This is a genomic window from Acinetobacter sp. KH_038 (assembly GCF_057839405.1).
The window spans coordinates 2,685,448-2,701,902 of sequence record NZ_CM174489.1 but is presented as its reverse complement, the minus strand read 5'-3'; the positions used below and the strand labels follow the sequence as shown (position 1 = coordinate 2,701,902).

Genomic DNA, 16,455 nt, shown 5'->3' with positions numbered 1-16,455 from the left:
GTTTTAAATTAGGCCAAGCACAGATCGCCAGCAATGAGCGGAACGTTCAAATGTCTGCAATATGCTGATGCTTTTGGTCATTTCTATGAAATCCCTCGAAATTCAGCAATGCCTTCAGGTAAACTATTCCTGTTTATAACAAGTTGGGGAAATTCGATGACTGATGACATCACCTTAGAAGAGCGCAAAGTGATTTACCGCGCACGTCGTGGTCTAAAAGAGCTGGATGTATATTTTGATCCCTACGTAAAAAACTACTATTTAAATGCTGATCCGTTCGAAAAGCAGATGTTTTCCGAACTGGTTGAACAGGAAGATCCGGACCTGCTGGACTGGTTTATGGAAGTTTCAGAACCGCCACGTTCTGAATTGAAAGATTTTATCAAGAAGCTAAAATTTTACGTCCATGGATAGTCGCTGTTTCAAGCTGAAACGCAGTTTTTGTGCACTGGCGTTTCAGCTTTTTATTTTTGCACTTTTGATGTATCTGCTGTATCAGTTACTGCCTCTTGCGTTGTGGGGGCTTTGTGCCGTGATTGGCTTGGTGATTTATCAGTTGTTTTATCGCAAGACACCGCAGATTGAACAGTTTGAATATCTGGACGGACGTGAATGGTCACTGACAACCAAATCCCGGCCTAGCCGGCGGGTATGTATCAGTCATGTGATTGATCATCAAGCCTATATTGTGGTGTATTTTCAACATGCCCGGGCGCGGCCTTTATTGATCTGGTGTGATCAATTGTCTTTGCAACAATGGAAATCTCTGAAAGTCCTCACCAAACTGATCTAGTTGTAAGACAACGGTATTTTAATTTTTTAATTGAAATACTAATAAAACAAATACTTAGATCATGAGCCAGCCTGTATTGTCAGACAGAAAATAATAATGACTTATCAGTAAGATAAATTGTCTGACAATTTACCCCCCGTGTTTTATTTTTAGCCTGTACATTGGACGCACCAACAGCAAATGCAGGAGACCTTGATGGAATTTCCAGTGTGGATGTTTTTGATCGTCGCGATTGTTTTAGCCCTGGTTATTGGACGACTTGGGACGGTGCTGAAGGATAAATTTTCATCTTAAACAGACAGAGGCATAACCACTTCTCTGTCTGTACAGTTAATAAGTAGCATGTGCTGAACCGTCGCAATGCTACTTTTTTTTGCCCAAAATTTGCTAATTCCCCATATCGAGTCAATTGCAGACAGCCTATTTGATGGCACAGTGTCTGGTCAAGATTAGAGTAATTACTCTTTTATTCACAAAATGCTTCTGATATCTTTAGCAGAAAGATGGACATAATCACAATTATAGAGGACAGGAAAATGTCAGGCGTCCGCAAAATATGCCAAGGTATGGCGACCATTGCAATAACAACAACAGTATTAACAGGGTGCTCCCATGTCATTAAGACTGGTGCCAATGTAGCTCTGGGTTTTACCGAAAACCATATTGTCCCGCCGATTTTAGCGATGGAGGATGCTGAAATGGTCTGTAACTCGGGCAATTCTTTAACTCCTGCGATTATGGCAACCAAAGACATGGGCGCAGACCCGACCAGGGTGGCCGTACTGATGTATTCGGCTGCCGGCATTTGTGCCGAGCAAAAAGCGCTGGAGGCCGAGTTACGCTATTTGCGTGCGTCCAAATCCAATCAGGTGGCTGAAGCACAGGATGCGCGTATTGAGCAGAAACGCTGGGCGGCACTGGCAGCACAGCGTCAATATACTGGCTATCAATTGTTCCAGAGCCGCTATGAAAAAAAATATCAAAAAGCCTTGGGTGAAGAATGCCCGCGCATGAACAGTGATATGGAACAAACGGTTTATCTGCTGGGCATGCTCAGTGGCCTGCAAGCCATGACCAATGACATTAATTCGGGCGGCGCAGTGCATGTGCCTAAGGATATCGCGGCGGTGGTGGAGCGGGGGATGACCTGTCTGGATAATGCCAAATTCTGGGGTGCGCCGAATGCGACTCGTGCGGTGATCTGGACTTTATTGCCAGGGGCCAGTGACGGTAAACCGGATCCTTACCAAACATTAAAACAATCTACACAAATTGGAGAGCAAAAAGGTGTACGTTTATCGCATGCCTTGTATGCCGTGGCAGCGCAGGCCAGTGGTGATGATGCCAAAATCCGGGATGCCTTAAAAACTTTTGCCCAGGCACGTACCGATGACAAGCCGGTCAATCCACAGTTCAAGCTGATCGACAGTATGGCTGCGATTATGGTCGGTGGAATTTCAGACCGTTACTGGACCGAAAATACCGGTGTGCGCAGTGGCGATGATGGTATGCAACGTTTCTGGGATGAATCAGACAGTTCCTCAGAACTCGATGACCTGTTTAGCGCCGACCTGTAATGCAGGCCGCATGCATAGAATTTCAGGAATGAAATCAAACTAGATACTCAGGGAGAACAATAAGCTGATGCTAGAGCAACATTTTCGACAAAAAATTATTTTTCTAGCGGCTTTTGTCTCTCTTTGTGCTTGTCTGCAAATCTTTAAGGACAGTTTTATCTACTGGCAAGAGAGCCTGCTGAGTGAGTTCTGGCGACTGTGGACGGCGCATTGGGTACATGTGGGATGGACCCATTATTTTCTGAATATTCTTGCCTTTATCTGTCTGCCATTTATTTTTCCACGCGCGACCATTTGGCATTTCTCTGCCATTTTATTGATCTTGCCACCTTTGATCAGTTTAAGTTTCTATTTTTTCTTGCCCAATATTGAAGCCTATGCGGGCCTGTCCGGGGTGCTGCATGGGGCTTATGTTGCAGTTGCCTGTGTGCATTTGCTGTATAAGCGGGAACGTAACTTTGCTGCATTGGTGCTATTTCTGATTTTTGGCAAACTGGTCTGGGAAAATACCATTGGCAATGTCACTACGGCACAGCTGATTGGCAGTCCGGTTCTGGTCGAAGCACATTTGCTCGGGGTAATCTGGGGGGTGATTTTGGCACTGGCCTATATTGTGAGCAACTATTTTCGCGATAGCTAAGATGTCGCAATAGACCTGCGACTTGGCAGAAAAAACAAAAAGAAAAGATAAATTGTCATTTTTATTGTGCTGACTTTCATGCAGAGTCAAAACGTAGAATAAAGATCCTGACCTTTGAAAAGGAATTTTCGGGACAGAAGGGAAGATCAGCGTCCTGGATCAAGCATCTGGTCGCTAAAATAAAAATAGGAATATACATGCAAAATAATGATCAAAACAGATCAGGATTAGGTCTGTTGCGTTATATCTGGACAGAGTGGATTTCGACCTTCGTGGTGCTGGTCTTGCTTTTGCTCACATTGATTATTGGTACCGGTGAAATGATTCACGGCCAGTTGTTGCGTATGGGAGAACGTCTCTACGGTGATCCGGCAACAGGCATGCAGTATTCATTTTTACGGGCGGAACCGACACGTCCCCAATGTGAACGTAATATCAATATCGATCAGCGCGTCCAGCAGCAGATGAAAGCAGATGCGGCCGATGAATATGCTGATTTCTTTGGCGTGCGCTCACAGGCAGATGTCCGGGCTGCGGTACTACAGGCACAGCAGGTCTGTGAAGAGTCGCATCTGTTCTATGACAAAGCCATTCAGCATATCGAAGCGCACCCTAGCATTCGCGCGTATCGGAGCTTTGAAACCTCTTTCTTTGGAATATTCAAGTTTGGTACTGAAAACCGGGCCTTGCTCCTGGTCATCATGGTGGTGTTTGCTGCGATCAGTGCCACATTAAAAACCCATCATATTGGCCTGCGCAGCCCCAGTACGCGTATCGATTTTAAAGTCTATTCGGTTGCCATGCTGGTGGGTAATGCCTTTCTGGCATTCTCGTCTTACAGCCAATATCAGTCTATGCTGAATTCCGGCGTACCGATGGGCGAGATGAAATATATTTACTGGCTGTGGATGATTCTGTTCAGTACCTTAACCCTGATCAGCCTGTATCAGGTGATCAGGCAGCCTAAACCGACGCGTGAAGGCGGCAGTTTGGGTCTGGCTTTCCTGAGTGTGCCACTGTATGCCTACATGGCCATTACCACCGGAATAAATTTCACCTTCTTTATGGATTATCCAATGGGACAGGGGATTTACCTCGGTCAACTGGTGGAGTTTTCCAGTATCTTCCTGAATCTGGCCTTGTTTATCTGGGCCGGTATGTTGCTGAAACAGACCCGTGTCGTGGATATGTTCCTGAATATTCTGCGTCCCTGGAATCTGGCACCTGAAACCCTGACCTGGCTAATCTTGCTGGCGGCTGCATTGCCGACTGCCTATACCGGAGCATCAGGGATTTTCGTGATTGCCGCAGGTGCGATCATTTACAAGGAAGTCTGGAATGCGGGTGGACGTCGTCAGTTTGCCTTGGCTGCAACCGCAATGTCCGGTTCACTGGGTGTGGTATTACGACCATGTTTATTGATTGTAGTCGTGGCTTCACTGAATAAAGAAGTGACCACCGACTCGCTGTATCACTATGGTATTTATGTCTTCCTGCTCAGTTCGACTTTATTTCTGGTCATTTCCTTGTTCTTTGCAGAAAATAAATTCCGGATTGCCGCACCAAGTATCGCAGCACCCCAGTCTGGTCGTGCCTTCATTGCGATTATTCCTTATATCGTGATTTTTATTCTGACCTGGTTATTCTACAAATATGCATTATCGACTGATCTGAATGAATTTACTGCACCAGTCATGATGCCGATCATTCTGCTGATGATTGTCCTGTATGACAAATTACGCCATGAACCGGCGCCGTTACCGCCAGTCGGCCATTGGGATGAAACCCTGAATGCCAGCTTGCATCCGAGAAATACACCTGAGCTGGCGACCGCCGGTGCCGTGGCCAATGTGGAATATCGTGAAGCAGAGCATGCCGAGCAGCAGTCCAAGGAGTTGGCTGTTGATCATGCTGTGCCGCGTTCAAATGCCACAGAAATCTTGCGTAAGGTGGGTTTCTGGAAGTCCATGCATATTTCTACCAGTGAAACCGTGGGGCATATTGGTGCGCTGGTGATCCTGATGGCACTTTCGGTGAGTGTCGGCGGTTTGCTGGAACGTATGGAAATTATGGAAGCTTTCCCGACCGATATCAGCAGTACCATTCTGGTCATTTCCTTGATTGTCGGCTTGATGGTTTTTGTCGGGATGATCATGGATCCGTTCGGTGCGGTGATTCTGATCTCGGCAACTGTTGCTCCAGTGGCTTATCAATATGGCATTCATCCGGTGCATTTCTGGATGATCACCCTGATTGGCTTTGAACTGGGTTATGTGACCCCACCGGTGGCACTGAATCATCTGCTGGCCAGACAATCCATTGGCGATGCCGAAGTGGCTGAAGCCGATGCAGAAGTACGTCATCTGTCCTTCTACTACCGTTATGAACGCTGGATCTTGCCGGTGATTGTGCTACTACCCGCGATGCTGATCATTGCCTATGTGCCGTATATCTTTAAGCTGTTCGGTTGGTATCAATAAAACAGAATAAAACAGACCTCATAAAAAAGCACCTTCGGGTGCTTTTTTGCTGTATTTGACTTGGACGCTTTGATCAGATCTTGGAGGAATTCAGGCGCTTTTGCAGGATTGGGCTACACAGTAGAATCGCGCAGAAAATCAGGCCAAGCCCGATCAGACTATAGTGATCCGGAACTTCGCCCCAAAACAGAAAGCCCCACATGCCGGCAAAGAAAATCGCGACATAATTGACTGGTCCGATTTGTCCAGCCGGCGCCAGCTTATAGGCATTTGACATCAATAGCTGGCTGAAATTGGCCAGCAGCCCGGCAGTGATTAAATAGCTGAGTTCGGTCAGGGTATAAGGCCGCCACAGCCAGAACATCGGAATCACTGAAATCAGGCTGCCAATCAGGCAGAAATAAAATACGATCTGTTCCGGTGATTCGGTTCTGGTCAGCGCCTGTACCGTGACAAATGCCATCGCTGCCAGCAAACTGGCACTCAAGTCAATGAACGACATCAGGTTAAATAAACCCGAATCCGGTTTGGCCACACAGAGTACGCCAAGGAAACCAATCCCTGCCGCAGCTAGCATGCTGACGGTGATTTTTTCTTTAAGGAATAGCCAGGCAATCAACGGGATAAAAATTGGCGAGGAATAAGTGAAGACCATGGCATTGGAAAGTTTTAAATGCGCAATCGCATAAAAGAAGCCATACATGGCAATCAGCCCGACCACAGCACGCCAGCTGTGCATCCACAATTTTTCAGTCTTAAAAAATCCGCGACCTTTGTTAAAAATAAGAGGCAGGAAAATAAACAGCCCAACCGCATTGCGGAAGAACACCACTGTGGCATTGTCGACCGTTTCGGAGGCATAACGGATACACACGCCCATTACTGAAAACAGAAAAGCAGAGCAGGTCAGTAACAGAATGGCTTTGAACAGATGCGGAGCGGCTGGGGCAGACATGAAAACAACTGAGCTAGAAGATCTGCCGATATTCTAGCTGAAATGCTGTCGAGATTACTGGCTTTGAGCAAGTTGTGCTTCAAGCAACTTGATCTGTTCCTCTTTGAGCTGAATCAACTGGTCGGCATCGTGATGCTGCGCATCCAGTGTGGCTTTTTGTTCATTGAGCTGAACCTGAATATCATCCAGTTTTGCCATTTCTTCTTTGGCTAAAGCGGCATTTTCTGGCACTGGCGCTGTTAACAGGCTGCCGTTGACTAATGCTTTGCTCTCTAGTGCCTCAGCTGTATCGAGTACGTCTGCATCTTCTGCAGTGATCGCCGTAGATTTGGCTGCCGGAATAGCTGCGCTATCTTCCTGTTGCATGCGCTCTGTCTGATTCGGAGACGCATTCAACCATTGATAGAGCAACACCAATATAACGACAGTAACTAAAGCCCCCATAATTCCCATTAAAAGTTTGGGGTTATTTCTTTGTTCTACTGACATAGCTTGAACCTTGATTTTTTATTTTGCTGGACGAGGTTTAAACTGAATCACGCCAATTTCATCTGGAACAGCTGGTGTTTCTGGTTGGTCAACATGTGTGGGACGATTTTCCTCATAACCACACTCAATACATTCAATCCACTCATCTTCACCAGAGGTCAGCATGACGACGCGATCTAACGCCTGACATTTTGGACATTTTGCGCCTGCAATGAAACGACGTTTAATAGTCATCATACTCACCTTGTGATCAACTTAAAAAGCTAGTTTAAGCGTTTTTAGAGCGGTTCGTCCAACCTTGATGACGCAGCAATGCATCTATTTTTGGCTCGCGTCCGCGGAAATTGATAAATGCGTCAAGTGCTTGATCTTTTCCGCCAACTGCAAGGATATTTTCCCGAAACTGCTTGCCAGTAGTGGTGTTAAAAATGCCTTCATTTTCGAAGCGGTCGAAGGCATCACTGGCCAGAACTTCGGCCCATTTATAGGAATAATATCCCGCTGCATAACCACCGGCAAAGATATGACTAAAGCTGTGCTGGAAACGGTTATAGTCAGTGGTCGGTAGAACCGCATATTTTTCCCGGATCTCATTTAAGGTCGACTGAACCTGTGCTGCATTTAAGGCCGGATTGGCGCGGTGAATACTCAGGTCAAACAGGGCAAATTCAAGCTGACGCAGGGTTTGCATGCCAGACTGGAAGAAACGTGCATCGAGCAGGGCCTTGAGCAGGTCTGTCGGCAAGGAATCCTTGGTCTCAATATGTTCGCTGAGCAGGTCCAGACTTTCCTGATCCCAGGCCCAGAATTCCATAAACTGGCTTGGCAGTTCCACAGCATCCCAGGCTACGCCATGGGTGCCGGCTACAGCAATATTGTCCACTTCGGTCAACATGTGATGCAGGCCATGACCAAATTCATGGAACAGGGTAATTACTTCATCATGCGTGAGCAGAGCAGGTCGGTTGCCAACCGGTGGGGTAAAGTTGCCCACCATATAACAAATCGGTTTTTGCAGGCCGTCACTGGTCTGCATGCGGGAACGGAAACCGCTCATCCAGGCACCGCCACGTTTGCCTTGGCGGGCATACAGGTCAAAATAGAAACCGCCAATCACCTGACCCTGATCTTCCAGTTCGTAATAACGCGCATCCGGATGCCAAACCGGTGCTTCACGCTCAATCACCTGAATGTCATAGAGACGCTTCACAATACTGAACAGGCCCTGCAAAATCTTTGGTGCTGGGAAATAAGGTTTAAGCGCTTCCTGGGACAGGTTGAACTGCTGCATTTTCAGCTTTTCGGAATAATAACTGCTGTCCCAAGGTTTCAGCTCATCAATACCATCTTCAGCAGCAATCGCTTTTAGTTCTGCAATTTCTTGTGTTGCCGGCTCACGGGCATGTTCTGCCAGATCACGCAAAAATTCATCTACTGCATCTACACTTGGCGCCATTTTGCTGGCCAGCGATAATTCTGCATAATTATTAAAACCGAGCAGCTTGGCCATTTCCAGACGTAAGCCGAGAATCTCTTCCATTAATGCGCTATTGTCAAACTCGGTCTGCTCAGACTGATCTGATGCACGCGTGGTATAAGCCTTATACAGTTCTTCACGCAGTGGACGGTGTTCTGCATGGGTCATGATCGCCAGATAAGACGGGAAATCCAGTGTAGCGACCGGCTGATCCAGCTCGCGTTGCTGACCATATTGTTTTAACAGCTCAATATTACTGGCAGATAGGCCTGCTAATTCATCTTCAGCTAAAGGTCGGAAATAGGCCTGAGTTGCATCCAGCACATGGTTGGAAAAATCAGAAGATAATTGCGATAGACGCGCAGAAATTTCTGCAAAGCGTTTTTTCGCGTCACCTTCCAAAGCCACACCAGACAATTTGAAGTCACGTAAAGCCAGTTTAATCGCGCTTTGCTGGGCTGCCGGTAATTCATTGAAAACCGGTGCATCATGAATATGTTGATAAGTCTGATACAGCGCCGTATGTTGGCCCAGTTGGGTATAGTATTCACTCAGACCCGGTAATAAGGCCTGATAGACTTCACGGGTCTCGGCGTTGTTCATCACCGCATTCAGATGAGATAACACGCCCCAAGATTCACTCATATTATTTTCAAGGGTATCGACCTGTTCCAGAATCTCCAGTTGAGCCTGAACTGAATTTGGTGTGTCAGTCAGTTCATTTAAAAACTTTTGTCCGGCTTGAATGGTGTTTTCAATTTTTTCTTTGAGATTGGCCAGTGTAATCTGATCAAATTGTGGAACAGGCAAAGTTGCCTTATCTAAAGTCATGTCGGTCTGCCAAATTAATTTTCTGTATTGAATCTAGATGTAGGGCCTTTGATGGGGGAAATCAAGCGGATTCCAGTTTTTTATCGCTGCTCTTTCGCAATTATGGATTTTATTAACTTAAGAATATTTAATATGAATAAAAAAAGAGCGCCGTAGCGCTCTTTTTAAACCATCAAAAATTACTCAGTCTTGGCTTTGGCATTCGACTTTTTCTTTTTGATCTTGGCTTTTTTCTTTACTTTATCTTTAGCCTTTGCTTCAGACTTCCCTGCAGACGGTTTAGCAGGCTTTTTGGTGTAAGAGCTGGGCTTTCCTTTACTTTTTTTGCGTCGTATGGGCTGTTCTCCATCGGCATTCAGGCTGGATTTGGACTCGCGTTCATTGTTGCCAAATACTTCTTCTGTCGCAGCTGGACGTGCTACCGGTTTTTTCTCGCTAACGCGCGGCGCACGGGCACGAATCGGACGGCCGGCATGACTGAGCTGCTGCACCAGTTCAAAGTCAATCTTGCGCTCTTCCTGGTTTACGCCAGCAACCTTGATCTTCACTTCATCGCCCAGACCAAAGACCTGACCGCGGTTCTGGCCAACCAGATTCTGGCTGCTTTGATCAAAGACAAAGAAGTCATCGCCCAACTGGCTGACATGTACCATACCATCGACATACAGGTCTTTTAGCGTCACAAACAGGCCAAATTCTGCTATGGCACTAATGGTGCCGACAAATTCTTCGCCCAGATGCTGCTGCATATAGTGACATTTTAACCAGGTGGTTACCGAGCGTGATGCTTCATCTGCACGACGTTCAGTAGCAGAGAAATGTTCACCGGCAGCATCTAAAGCAGCTCCTGAAAGTGGAGATGGCTTTTTATTTAAATGCGCCTTGATGGCACGATGCAATAACAGATCCGGATAACGGCGGATTGGCGAGGTGAAGTGTGTATAGGCTTCATATGCCAGACCATAATGGCCAGCATTGTTGGCACCATAATAGGCCTGCATCATGGAGCGTAATAACACCGAATGAATACTCGGTGCATCAATCCGGTCTTTGGTCGCTTCAATCACCGCCTGATAATCTTCCTGGGTCGGTTGTTCCGGGAATTTCAGACCGAGCAGCTTGACGAAGTCACGAACTTTCTGAATACGCGAGAACTCAGGTGGCTCATGCACACGGTACAACATCGGAATTTCATTTTTCAATGCATACTCTGCGGCTGCCACGTTGGCCAGCAACATACATTCTTCAATCAGCTTATGCGCATCATTACGGCTGCGTGGCAGAATTTCTTTAATCCCGCCCAACTCGTCAAAAGTCATGTAAGTTTCAACGGTTTCAAATTCCATGGCATGACGTTCAGCACGTAAACCTTTCAGAACCTGATACAGCTGGAACAGGGTGTTGATCGACTTGCGCACTTCGCGATCTTCAGTAATGGCCTGACTGTCACCTTCCAGATACTGTGCGACCTGATCATAGGTCAAACGTGCTTTGGAGTGCATCACAGATGGATAGAACTCAAAACCGGTAACACGACCGGCACGTGACAGTTTCAAATCACAGACCATACAGAGGCGATCAACGTTCGGATTTAAAGAACACAGACCATTTGACAAGGCTTCAGGCAGCATCGGTAAAACGAAGTGCGGGAAGTACACCGAAGTTCCGCGTTCCTGAGCTTCATCATCCAGCGGTTTGCCTGGACGCACATAATGGCTGACATCGGCAATTGCCACGACCACGCGATAGCCACCGCCCGGACGTTTTTCGGCATATACCGCATCATCGAAGTCACGGGCATCTTCGCCATCAATGGTGACCAGAGCTAAATCACGCAGATCGACACGACCTTCACGGTCTTTCTCTGTTGGCTCTTTAAAGCTTTCCGCATCTTTAACCACTTCTTCCGGGAACTCATACGGCAAGCCATATTCTAAAATGGTTTGCGGAATAATAATCTCGGTATCGGCCTTGTCCGCCATGGACTGCACAATATGTCCGGTGGCAAATTCGTCACGGGTTGGATAAGTGTCAATCGCGACACGAATCGAATCCCCCAGATTGACTTGTGCATGTTCAATCAGTTCTTTTTCAAGGGTAATCGGCTGATGCGCATTTGGACTGGCTGGCTGAATAAAGTATTCACCATCATAGAGAGATACCTTGCCGATGATCTCTTTAACCCGGTGCTGTACCACTTCAGTAACATAACCCCAGGCCTTACCTTTACGGTCCACTGAAGTCGGACGCACTTTGACGCGATCACCATTAAATACCAGGCGCAGTTCACGCTCAGCCAATGAAAGATCGTCCTGGCCGGAAATGTTGGCAGTTCCCATACCCCGGGAATTGATATAAACCGTCGCTTCGGATTCAGGTTGCTCGACTGCAATCTGGAACTTATAACCATCTTTCATCAGTTGCCCGTCACGTACCATCGCGATTAAACGATGGCTGAGGGCATCAATACTTTTTTGATCTGCAATCTCGAAATGTTCTACCAGATCGGCATGAGACTGGGCATTGTTCTTTTCTATGGTTTCTAAAATCAGCGTACGGCTTGGGATAGGGTTGTCATAACGTTCGGCTTCAGCTTTTGCTTCAGGATCGACCCAGTTTTTCATCATGTCTTTAAATTTATCTTAGGAGATAGGTTTAGCATAAAACATGTGTGCGCAGACTGCACGTAAATGATTGCAATAATCCATTTAAGTTTTCAATTTTCTATTCATTTTGGATAACTGGAAAATTATTCGGTTTTTTGAGCATGAAAATGTACAAAAAAACGCTGAATTGCTTAAAAAGTATTTAAACGAGCAAAAATATGCATTTTTTTTCAATGCTGCGCTTGCAGTGCCATGCCGAAATTTGTATTATGGCCGCACGTTACGGTGAGATGGGTGAGTGGCTGAAACCACGTCCCTGCTAAGGACGCATACGGGTAACTGTATCGAGGGTTCGAATCCCTCTCTCACCGCCACGCTTACTTATGTCGCGCGCTCATAGCTCAGCTGGATAGAGCACTTGGCTACGAACTAAGGGGTCGGGAGTTCGAATCTCTCTGAGCGCACCAAGTAAGTTAAGCAGAAAAACGTATTGCCAACCTAGGCACACAAGTTACGCGCTCATAGCTCAGCTGGATAGAGCACTTGGCTACGAACTAAGGGGTCGGGAGTTCGAATCTCTCTGAGCGCACCAACTTGAACAATTAACCGCACATGTTGCGGTTTTTTTGTGCCGGAAATTTAGGTCTGTACCTTTTCATGTCTTGCTATTAATTTTTGCCCTATAGATCCAGGCTTTAAAACAAGGCCAGAATAACGACCGCATCCTATTTATTAATTGCTTTTAGCTCTAAATACGTAGGAATTTTCTCCACAGATTCATAAATATTGCATGATCGTTTAATTACTGTACATTCGGTTGTGCTTTTATTAAAAAACACTTAACAAGACTGAAAAAACTCGTATAATGCACCCCATCAAGACGTCGCGCTCATAGCTCAGCTGGATAGAGCACTTGGCTACGAACTAAGGGGTCGGGAGTTCGAATCTCTCTGAGCGCACCAATCTTGATAAGAATTTTGAAAAACCGCACTTGATGCGGTTTTTTTACGTCTCTGATTTTTAACTGTTTTCTATATAAAAAACCAATAAATACCAGGTTAATAATCATCTTAATTTTTGCTGTACCTTGAGCGCATAGACGGTATTGCCACCTATCGCGGGTAGAACATCGTGATAAGGCAGACTACACATGGCTTTTAACAGAAACGGTGCCTGATCATGAATCTTCATGCTGCTGGTGATCTGAAGCAGATTACCTTGTGACTGCGGTAATAACTTCATGCCACCTTTGACAAATTTCAAGTCACCGCCATTGGCATTGAACTGGTTTTGCAAGGCATCGGGCTGATAAAAACGCATTTTGAAGTTAAATGGAATCTGAATAACGCCTAAGCCTACTGAAACTTTATAGTTGGCATCCACACTTTGCGGCGTGACCGGACTGAGTTCGACTTTCCTGATCTGATGCGGGAAAAGCTGCTGGCTGGCTTCCGCAGATATCCAGGGCTGTAACTGGGCTAGCGAATGCGGAAAGTATTGATAGGTGCTGCTGAATCTTAAATTTTCTGAGCTCTTTCCATCTTTCACCTGATAGTTCGGCAAAATGAAACTGACCGGCTGCCCCGATTTCTGGCTGAGCTGGGCAATTTTCTGGAGCTGTTGAGCATTGAATTTGAGTTGTGGAATCGCGGTGGTGAGTGGGGAGGCATGACTGCTTTTAAAGCGTTGTTGCAATGCTTCCAGTAAAAACGCATTGGTACTCGCAGGAATACCGAATTTGGCTTCAGGCAGGGCATTCAGAATTTTACTAAACAGAAAACCTTTGGGCTGATTCAGATCGCCCCATTGAGTGATTGTGACCAGAGTTCGATGGGCATCAAGTGCAAACCATTCCAGTTTTCCGGCCCCATAGGGAATCGGGGCATCAATAATTAACGTGCTGATACTGTTATCACCCAGATGATGTTGCATGACTACGCTTTCTTTAAAGTTCAAGACTGGAATCGGAGTCGGAATATGCACCTGATATTTGACCTGCTGAATCGGACCCTGCTGCTCCAGTAGCTTAGCCGATTTTAAAGTCGGAAACAGACCGACATAACTGGGATAATGCTGCAATAATTTTTTGACCTGGGCTTCGGCCACCGGTAAGACCACGGCGGCACTATAATATTGTGCCTTGCTGGCTGTATTGCCATTCAAGGTGGGAAGCTGGGTCTTGGTTGCTGGATGCGCATAAATCAGAATCCGTTCGCCGGTCAACTCTGCCAGTTGCTGGGCATTGCCTTGATAAGCACTGAGACTGCCCGGCAGTTCGGCATTCCAGGGCATAATTTTGGCCAGCGCTGAAACAGATATGCCCAGACAGATACCAACTGCAATGCATTGCTTTAATCCTTTCATTCAACATCCTGTTGCGTATTTTTTGTTTTAATTGCTATTTATTTAAAACCAAATGCAGGTATTTCCAAAGCAAAGTTATGTAATTGATACGACAGGCCATAAGTGCTGTGCATATTTTGCTATAGTATTGGGCCAGATTTTATTTTTTGATGTGATGCTATGACTGAGTCAGCACCGACTTTATCGACCCGTTATTTTCTGACTTTAGAAGAATCTCAGGATGGTTTTGCCTTGGCGACGTTTGGCAAAAAACAGATTTCGCGTTTTCTAACCCCTCTGGTGAGTATCGGGATTATCATCTGGGGTTTTTCGATGGGTTTTGACGGGGTGGGTCGTTATTATGTGGCTTTGGGTGCCTTCTTTCTGCTCCTGCAAGGTATCATGCGCTACTGGTTTCTGCCGATGATGTTTAAACGCCAGTTTGTCAAATATCAGTTTGGTAAAAGCGAACAGGGGATTGATCTGTATCAGGACTATGCAGAAATTTTTAATAATGAGCGTAGCAAGCTGGTGCCGTATAGTGAAGTGCAGAATTTTGTTGCCGGCAAGCTGACTTATATGCTGGAATTAAAAAACCGTACCGTGGTGATAGTGCCAAAACGTGCGTTCAAGGATGTAACCGAACAGGGCATCTTCGAAAATACATTTAAAAAATAATGCAGATATTGCCATAAAGACAAATCAAGAGAAGTTTTGCTCATGCGTACAGCGCCATCTAAAATCGTTTGTGTCGGTCGCAGCTATGCCGATCATGCCAAAGAACTCGGAAATGCGATTCCTGATCGTCCGGTATTGTTTATCAAGCCGCCAAGTGCCTTAAGTTCACTCGATGCAGGGATTGAATGGGATCGGCAATGGGGCAGTTGCCACTATGAGTGTGAACTCAGTTTGCGTATCGACCGAACGTTAAGCAAAGAAAATGACCCTGCAAAAGCACTTGAAGCGGTAGGTGCGGTAACTTTGGGTCTGGATTTAACCTTGCGTGATTTGCAGGATGATCTCAAGAAAAAAGGTCAGCCTTGGGAACGTGCCAAAGCCTTTGATGGTTCTTGCCTGTTGTCGGACTGGGTACCAGTTGCCGATGTCATCACTGACTGGAAAGATGTGCATTATACTTTAGAGGTGAATGATGAAATGCGTCAGAAAGGCGATACCGCTTTATTGATTTTTGATATTGCGACTTTGCTGGCGGATATCAGTCAGGTCTTTACCTTGCAGGAAGGCGATGTGGTAATGACCGGGACGCCGGCAGGTGTTGCGGCATTGCATTCAGGTGATCAGTTGAAAATGACCCTGAAAGGCCAGTCTCAGGATTATGTCTGGACAACCTTGGTGAAATAAGCAGAATCTTGAATACAAGGAGCCATTCGGCTCCTTTATTTTTGATAAAAAATGACGGGTCAGCTTCTATAATTTGCGAAACTGGTCCGGCGTGGTTCCCATCCAGCGTTTAAACATGCTGATAAATGCCGAAGCATTGGCATAGCCCAGATCAAAGGCAATACTTTCAACACTATGTGCTGCATTTAATAAAGACATGGCCTGTATCACTTTCAGACGTTGTCGCCATTCATGCAGTGACATTCCCAGCTCTTTCTGGCTATAGCGCGCTAGCGTCCGCTCGGTTAAATTCACGCGTTCAGCCAGTTGCCGCAGCGAGCTTTGATCTGCCGGATGCTGATGTAAATAATCTAAAATCTGTTTGACTAAGGCATGCTCTGAATGTGGTAGATAACTGTTGACCAGTTTTGCTTGTTGTAGCTGATCGAGCAATACCTGTAACAAACGCTGATATTCAGCGGAATGCTCAAATGCCGGGTTGTCGTACCGATGCAGTTGTTTCAGATGGGTAAATAAAGCCGTGATCAGTGGCGTACTGAGCAGAATGCCCGGTTGGGAGGGAAGTTGGCGGCACAATGATTCATGTACATACAAGGTGCCATGCGAAACCGCAGTACGGTTCAGGCCGCGATGTTGTAAATTCGGTGGCAGCCAGATTCCGTGAGGTGAGGGCGTCACATAATTGACCTGATCGATATTTACTTCCATCACCCCATGAAAAGCATAGACAAATTCTCCCCAGGCATGGCCATGCAGCGGATAAACAGATTGAGCGGGGTCTTCCCTGAAACTGATCCAGAGTGGTGCCTGAATCAGGTCATGGGTAGGGAGTTGTTTAAGTAAAGCCGAATCCGTATGAATTTTTTTCTGCATCACAGAAATTGCCTGAATAACACCATCAT

14 protein-coding genes and 4 tRNA genes are annotated in these 16,455 nt (G+C 46.1%); 11 read left to right on the top strand and 7 right to left on the bottom strand.

The window, feature by feature from the left end:
- Positions 1-156 precede the first annotated feature (156 nt).
- From AC3IT7_RS12785 to AC3IT7_RS12765, 5 genes are all read left to right on the top strand, one after another.
- A complete protein-coding gene (locus tag AC3IT7_RS12785) occupies positions 157-414 on the top strand; it encodes an FAD assembly factor SdhE (protein ID WP_489248715.1) in 258 nt (85 codons plus the stop codon).
- Entirely contained in the window at positions 407-793 is a 387-nt protein-coding gene (locus AC3IT7_RS12780) for a hypothetical protein (RefSeq protein ID WP_489248714.1), read from the top strand. The genes AC3IT7_RS12785 and AC3IT7_RS12780 overlap by 8 nt, the downstream gene beginning before the upstream one ends.
- 536 nt (positions 794-1,329) lie before the next feature.
- Positions 1,330-2,370 (top strand): hypothetical protein, encoded by a 1,041-nt coding sequence (locus AC3IT7_RS12775; protein ID WP_475654602.1) that lies wholly within the window; start codon positions 1,330-1,332, stop codon positions 2,368-2,370.
- A 67-nt stretch (positions 2,371-2,437) separates the two neighbouring features.
- Entirely contained in the window at positions 2,438-3,010 is a 573-nt protein-coding gene (rrtA, locus tag AC3IT7_RS12770; RefSeq protein WP_489248713.1) for a rhombosortase, read from the top strand.
- Between the two features lie 197 nt (positions 3,011-3,207).
- Entirely contained in the window at positions 3,208-5,490 is a 2,283-nt protein-coding gene (locus AC3IT7_RS12765) for a TRAP transporter large permease subunit (RefSeq protein ID WP_489248712.1), read from the top strand.
- Positions 5,491-5,563: 73 nt separating this feature from the next.
- Here AC3IT7_RS12765 and AC3IT7_RS12760 read toward each other — a convergent pair whose 3' ends face one another.
- The 5 genes from AC3IT7_RS12760 to rnr form a co-directional block, all read right to left on the bottom strand.
- Entirely contained in the window at positions 5,564-6,445 is an 882-nt protein-coding gene (locus tag AC3IT7_RS12760) for a DMT family transporter (RefSeq protein ID WP_489248711.1), read from the bottom strand.
- Positions 6,446-6,499: 54 nt separating this feature from the next.
- Positions 6,500-6,934: a hypothetical protein gene (locus tag AC3IT7_RS12755; protein ID WP_475653420.1), complete on the bottom strand. Its 435-nt coding sequence runs from the start codon at positions 6,932-6,934 to the stop codon at positions 6,500-6,502.
- An 18-nt stretch (positions 6,935-6,952) separates the two neighbouring features.
- Positions 6,953-7,162 (bottom strand): YheV family putative zinc ribbon protein, encoded by a 210-nt coding sequence (locus AC3IT7_RS12750; protein ID WP_475653422.1) that lies wholly within the window; start codon positions 7,160-7,162, stop codon positions 6,953-6,955.
- A gap of 40 nt (positions 7,163-7,202) precedes the next feature.
- Entirely contained in the window at positions 7,203-9,257 is a 2,055-nt protein-coding gene (locus AC3IT7_RS12745; protein WP_489250020.1) for a M3 family metallopeptidase, read from the bottom strand.
- Positions 9,258-9,421: 164 nt separating this feature from the next.
- Positions 9,422-11,869, bottom strand: coding sequence for a ribonuclease R (rnr, locus tag AC3IT7_RS12740; protein WP_489248710.1), 2,448 nt, complete (start codon positions 11,867-11,869; stop codon positions 9,422-9,424).
- Between the two features lie 263 nt (positions 11,870-12,132).
- Here rnr and AC3IT7_RS12735 point away from each other — a divergent pair.
- The 4 genes from AC3IT7_RS12735 (at position 12,133) to AC3IT7_RS12720 (ending at position 12,810) form a co-directional block, all read left to right on the top strand.
- Positions 12,133-12,222, top strand: a tRNA-Ser gene (locus tag AC3IT7_RS12735).
- 16 nt (positions 12,223-12,238) lie between these two features.
- A tRNA-Arg gene (locus AC3IT7_RS12730) sits at positions 12,239-12,315 on the top strand.
- Between the two features lie 48 nt (positions 12,316-12,363).
- Positions 12,364-12,440: transfer RNA gene (locus AC3IT7_RS12725), tRNA-Arg, on the top strand.
- Positions 12,441-12,733: 293 nt separating this feature from the next.
- Positions 12,734-12,810: transfer RNA gene (locus tag AC3IT7_RS12720), tRNA-Arg, on the top strand.
- Positions 12,811-12,913: 103 nt separating this feature from the next.
- On the opposite strand, the gene AC3IT7_RS12715 is transcribed toward AC3IT7_RS12720, so the two are convergent.
- On the bottom strand, positions 12,914-14,212 hold the full coding sequence (locus tag AC3IT7_RS12715; RefSeq protein ID WP_489248709.1) for an SRPBCC family protein: 1,299 nt from the start codon (positions 14,210-14,212) through the stop codon (positions 12,914-12,916).
- A gap of 159 nt (positions 14,213-14,371) precedes the next feature.
- Between AC3IT7_RS12715 and AC3IT7_RS12710 the strand changes: the two genes are divergently transcribed.
- The gene (locus AC3IT7_RS12710) at positions 14,372-14,869 is read left to right on the top strand and encodes a YcxB family protein (protein ID WP_489248708.1); all 498 of its coding nucleotides are present in this window, start codon (positions 14,372-14,374) and stop codon (positions 14,867-14,869) included.
- A gap of 42 nt (positions 14,870-14,911) precedes the next feature.
- Positions 14,912-15,553: a fumarylacetoacetate hydrolase family protein gene (locus tag AC3IT7_RS12705; protein WP_489248707.1), complete on the top strand. Its 642-nt coding sequence runs from the start codon at positions 14,912-14,914 to the stop codon at positions 15,551-15,553.
- Positions 15,554-15,619: 66 nt separating this feature from the next.
- On the opposite strand, the gene AC3IT7_RS12700 is transcribed toward AC3IT7_RS12705, so the two are convergent.
- A complete protein-coding gene (locus AC3IT7_RS12700) occupies positions 15,620-16,426 on the bottom strand; it encodes an AraC family transcriptional regulator (RefSeq protein WP_489248706.1) in 807 nt (268 codons plus the stop codon).
- Positions 16,427-16,455 lie beyond the last annotated feature (29 nt).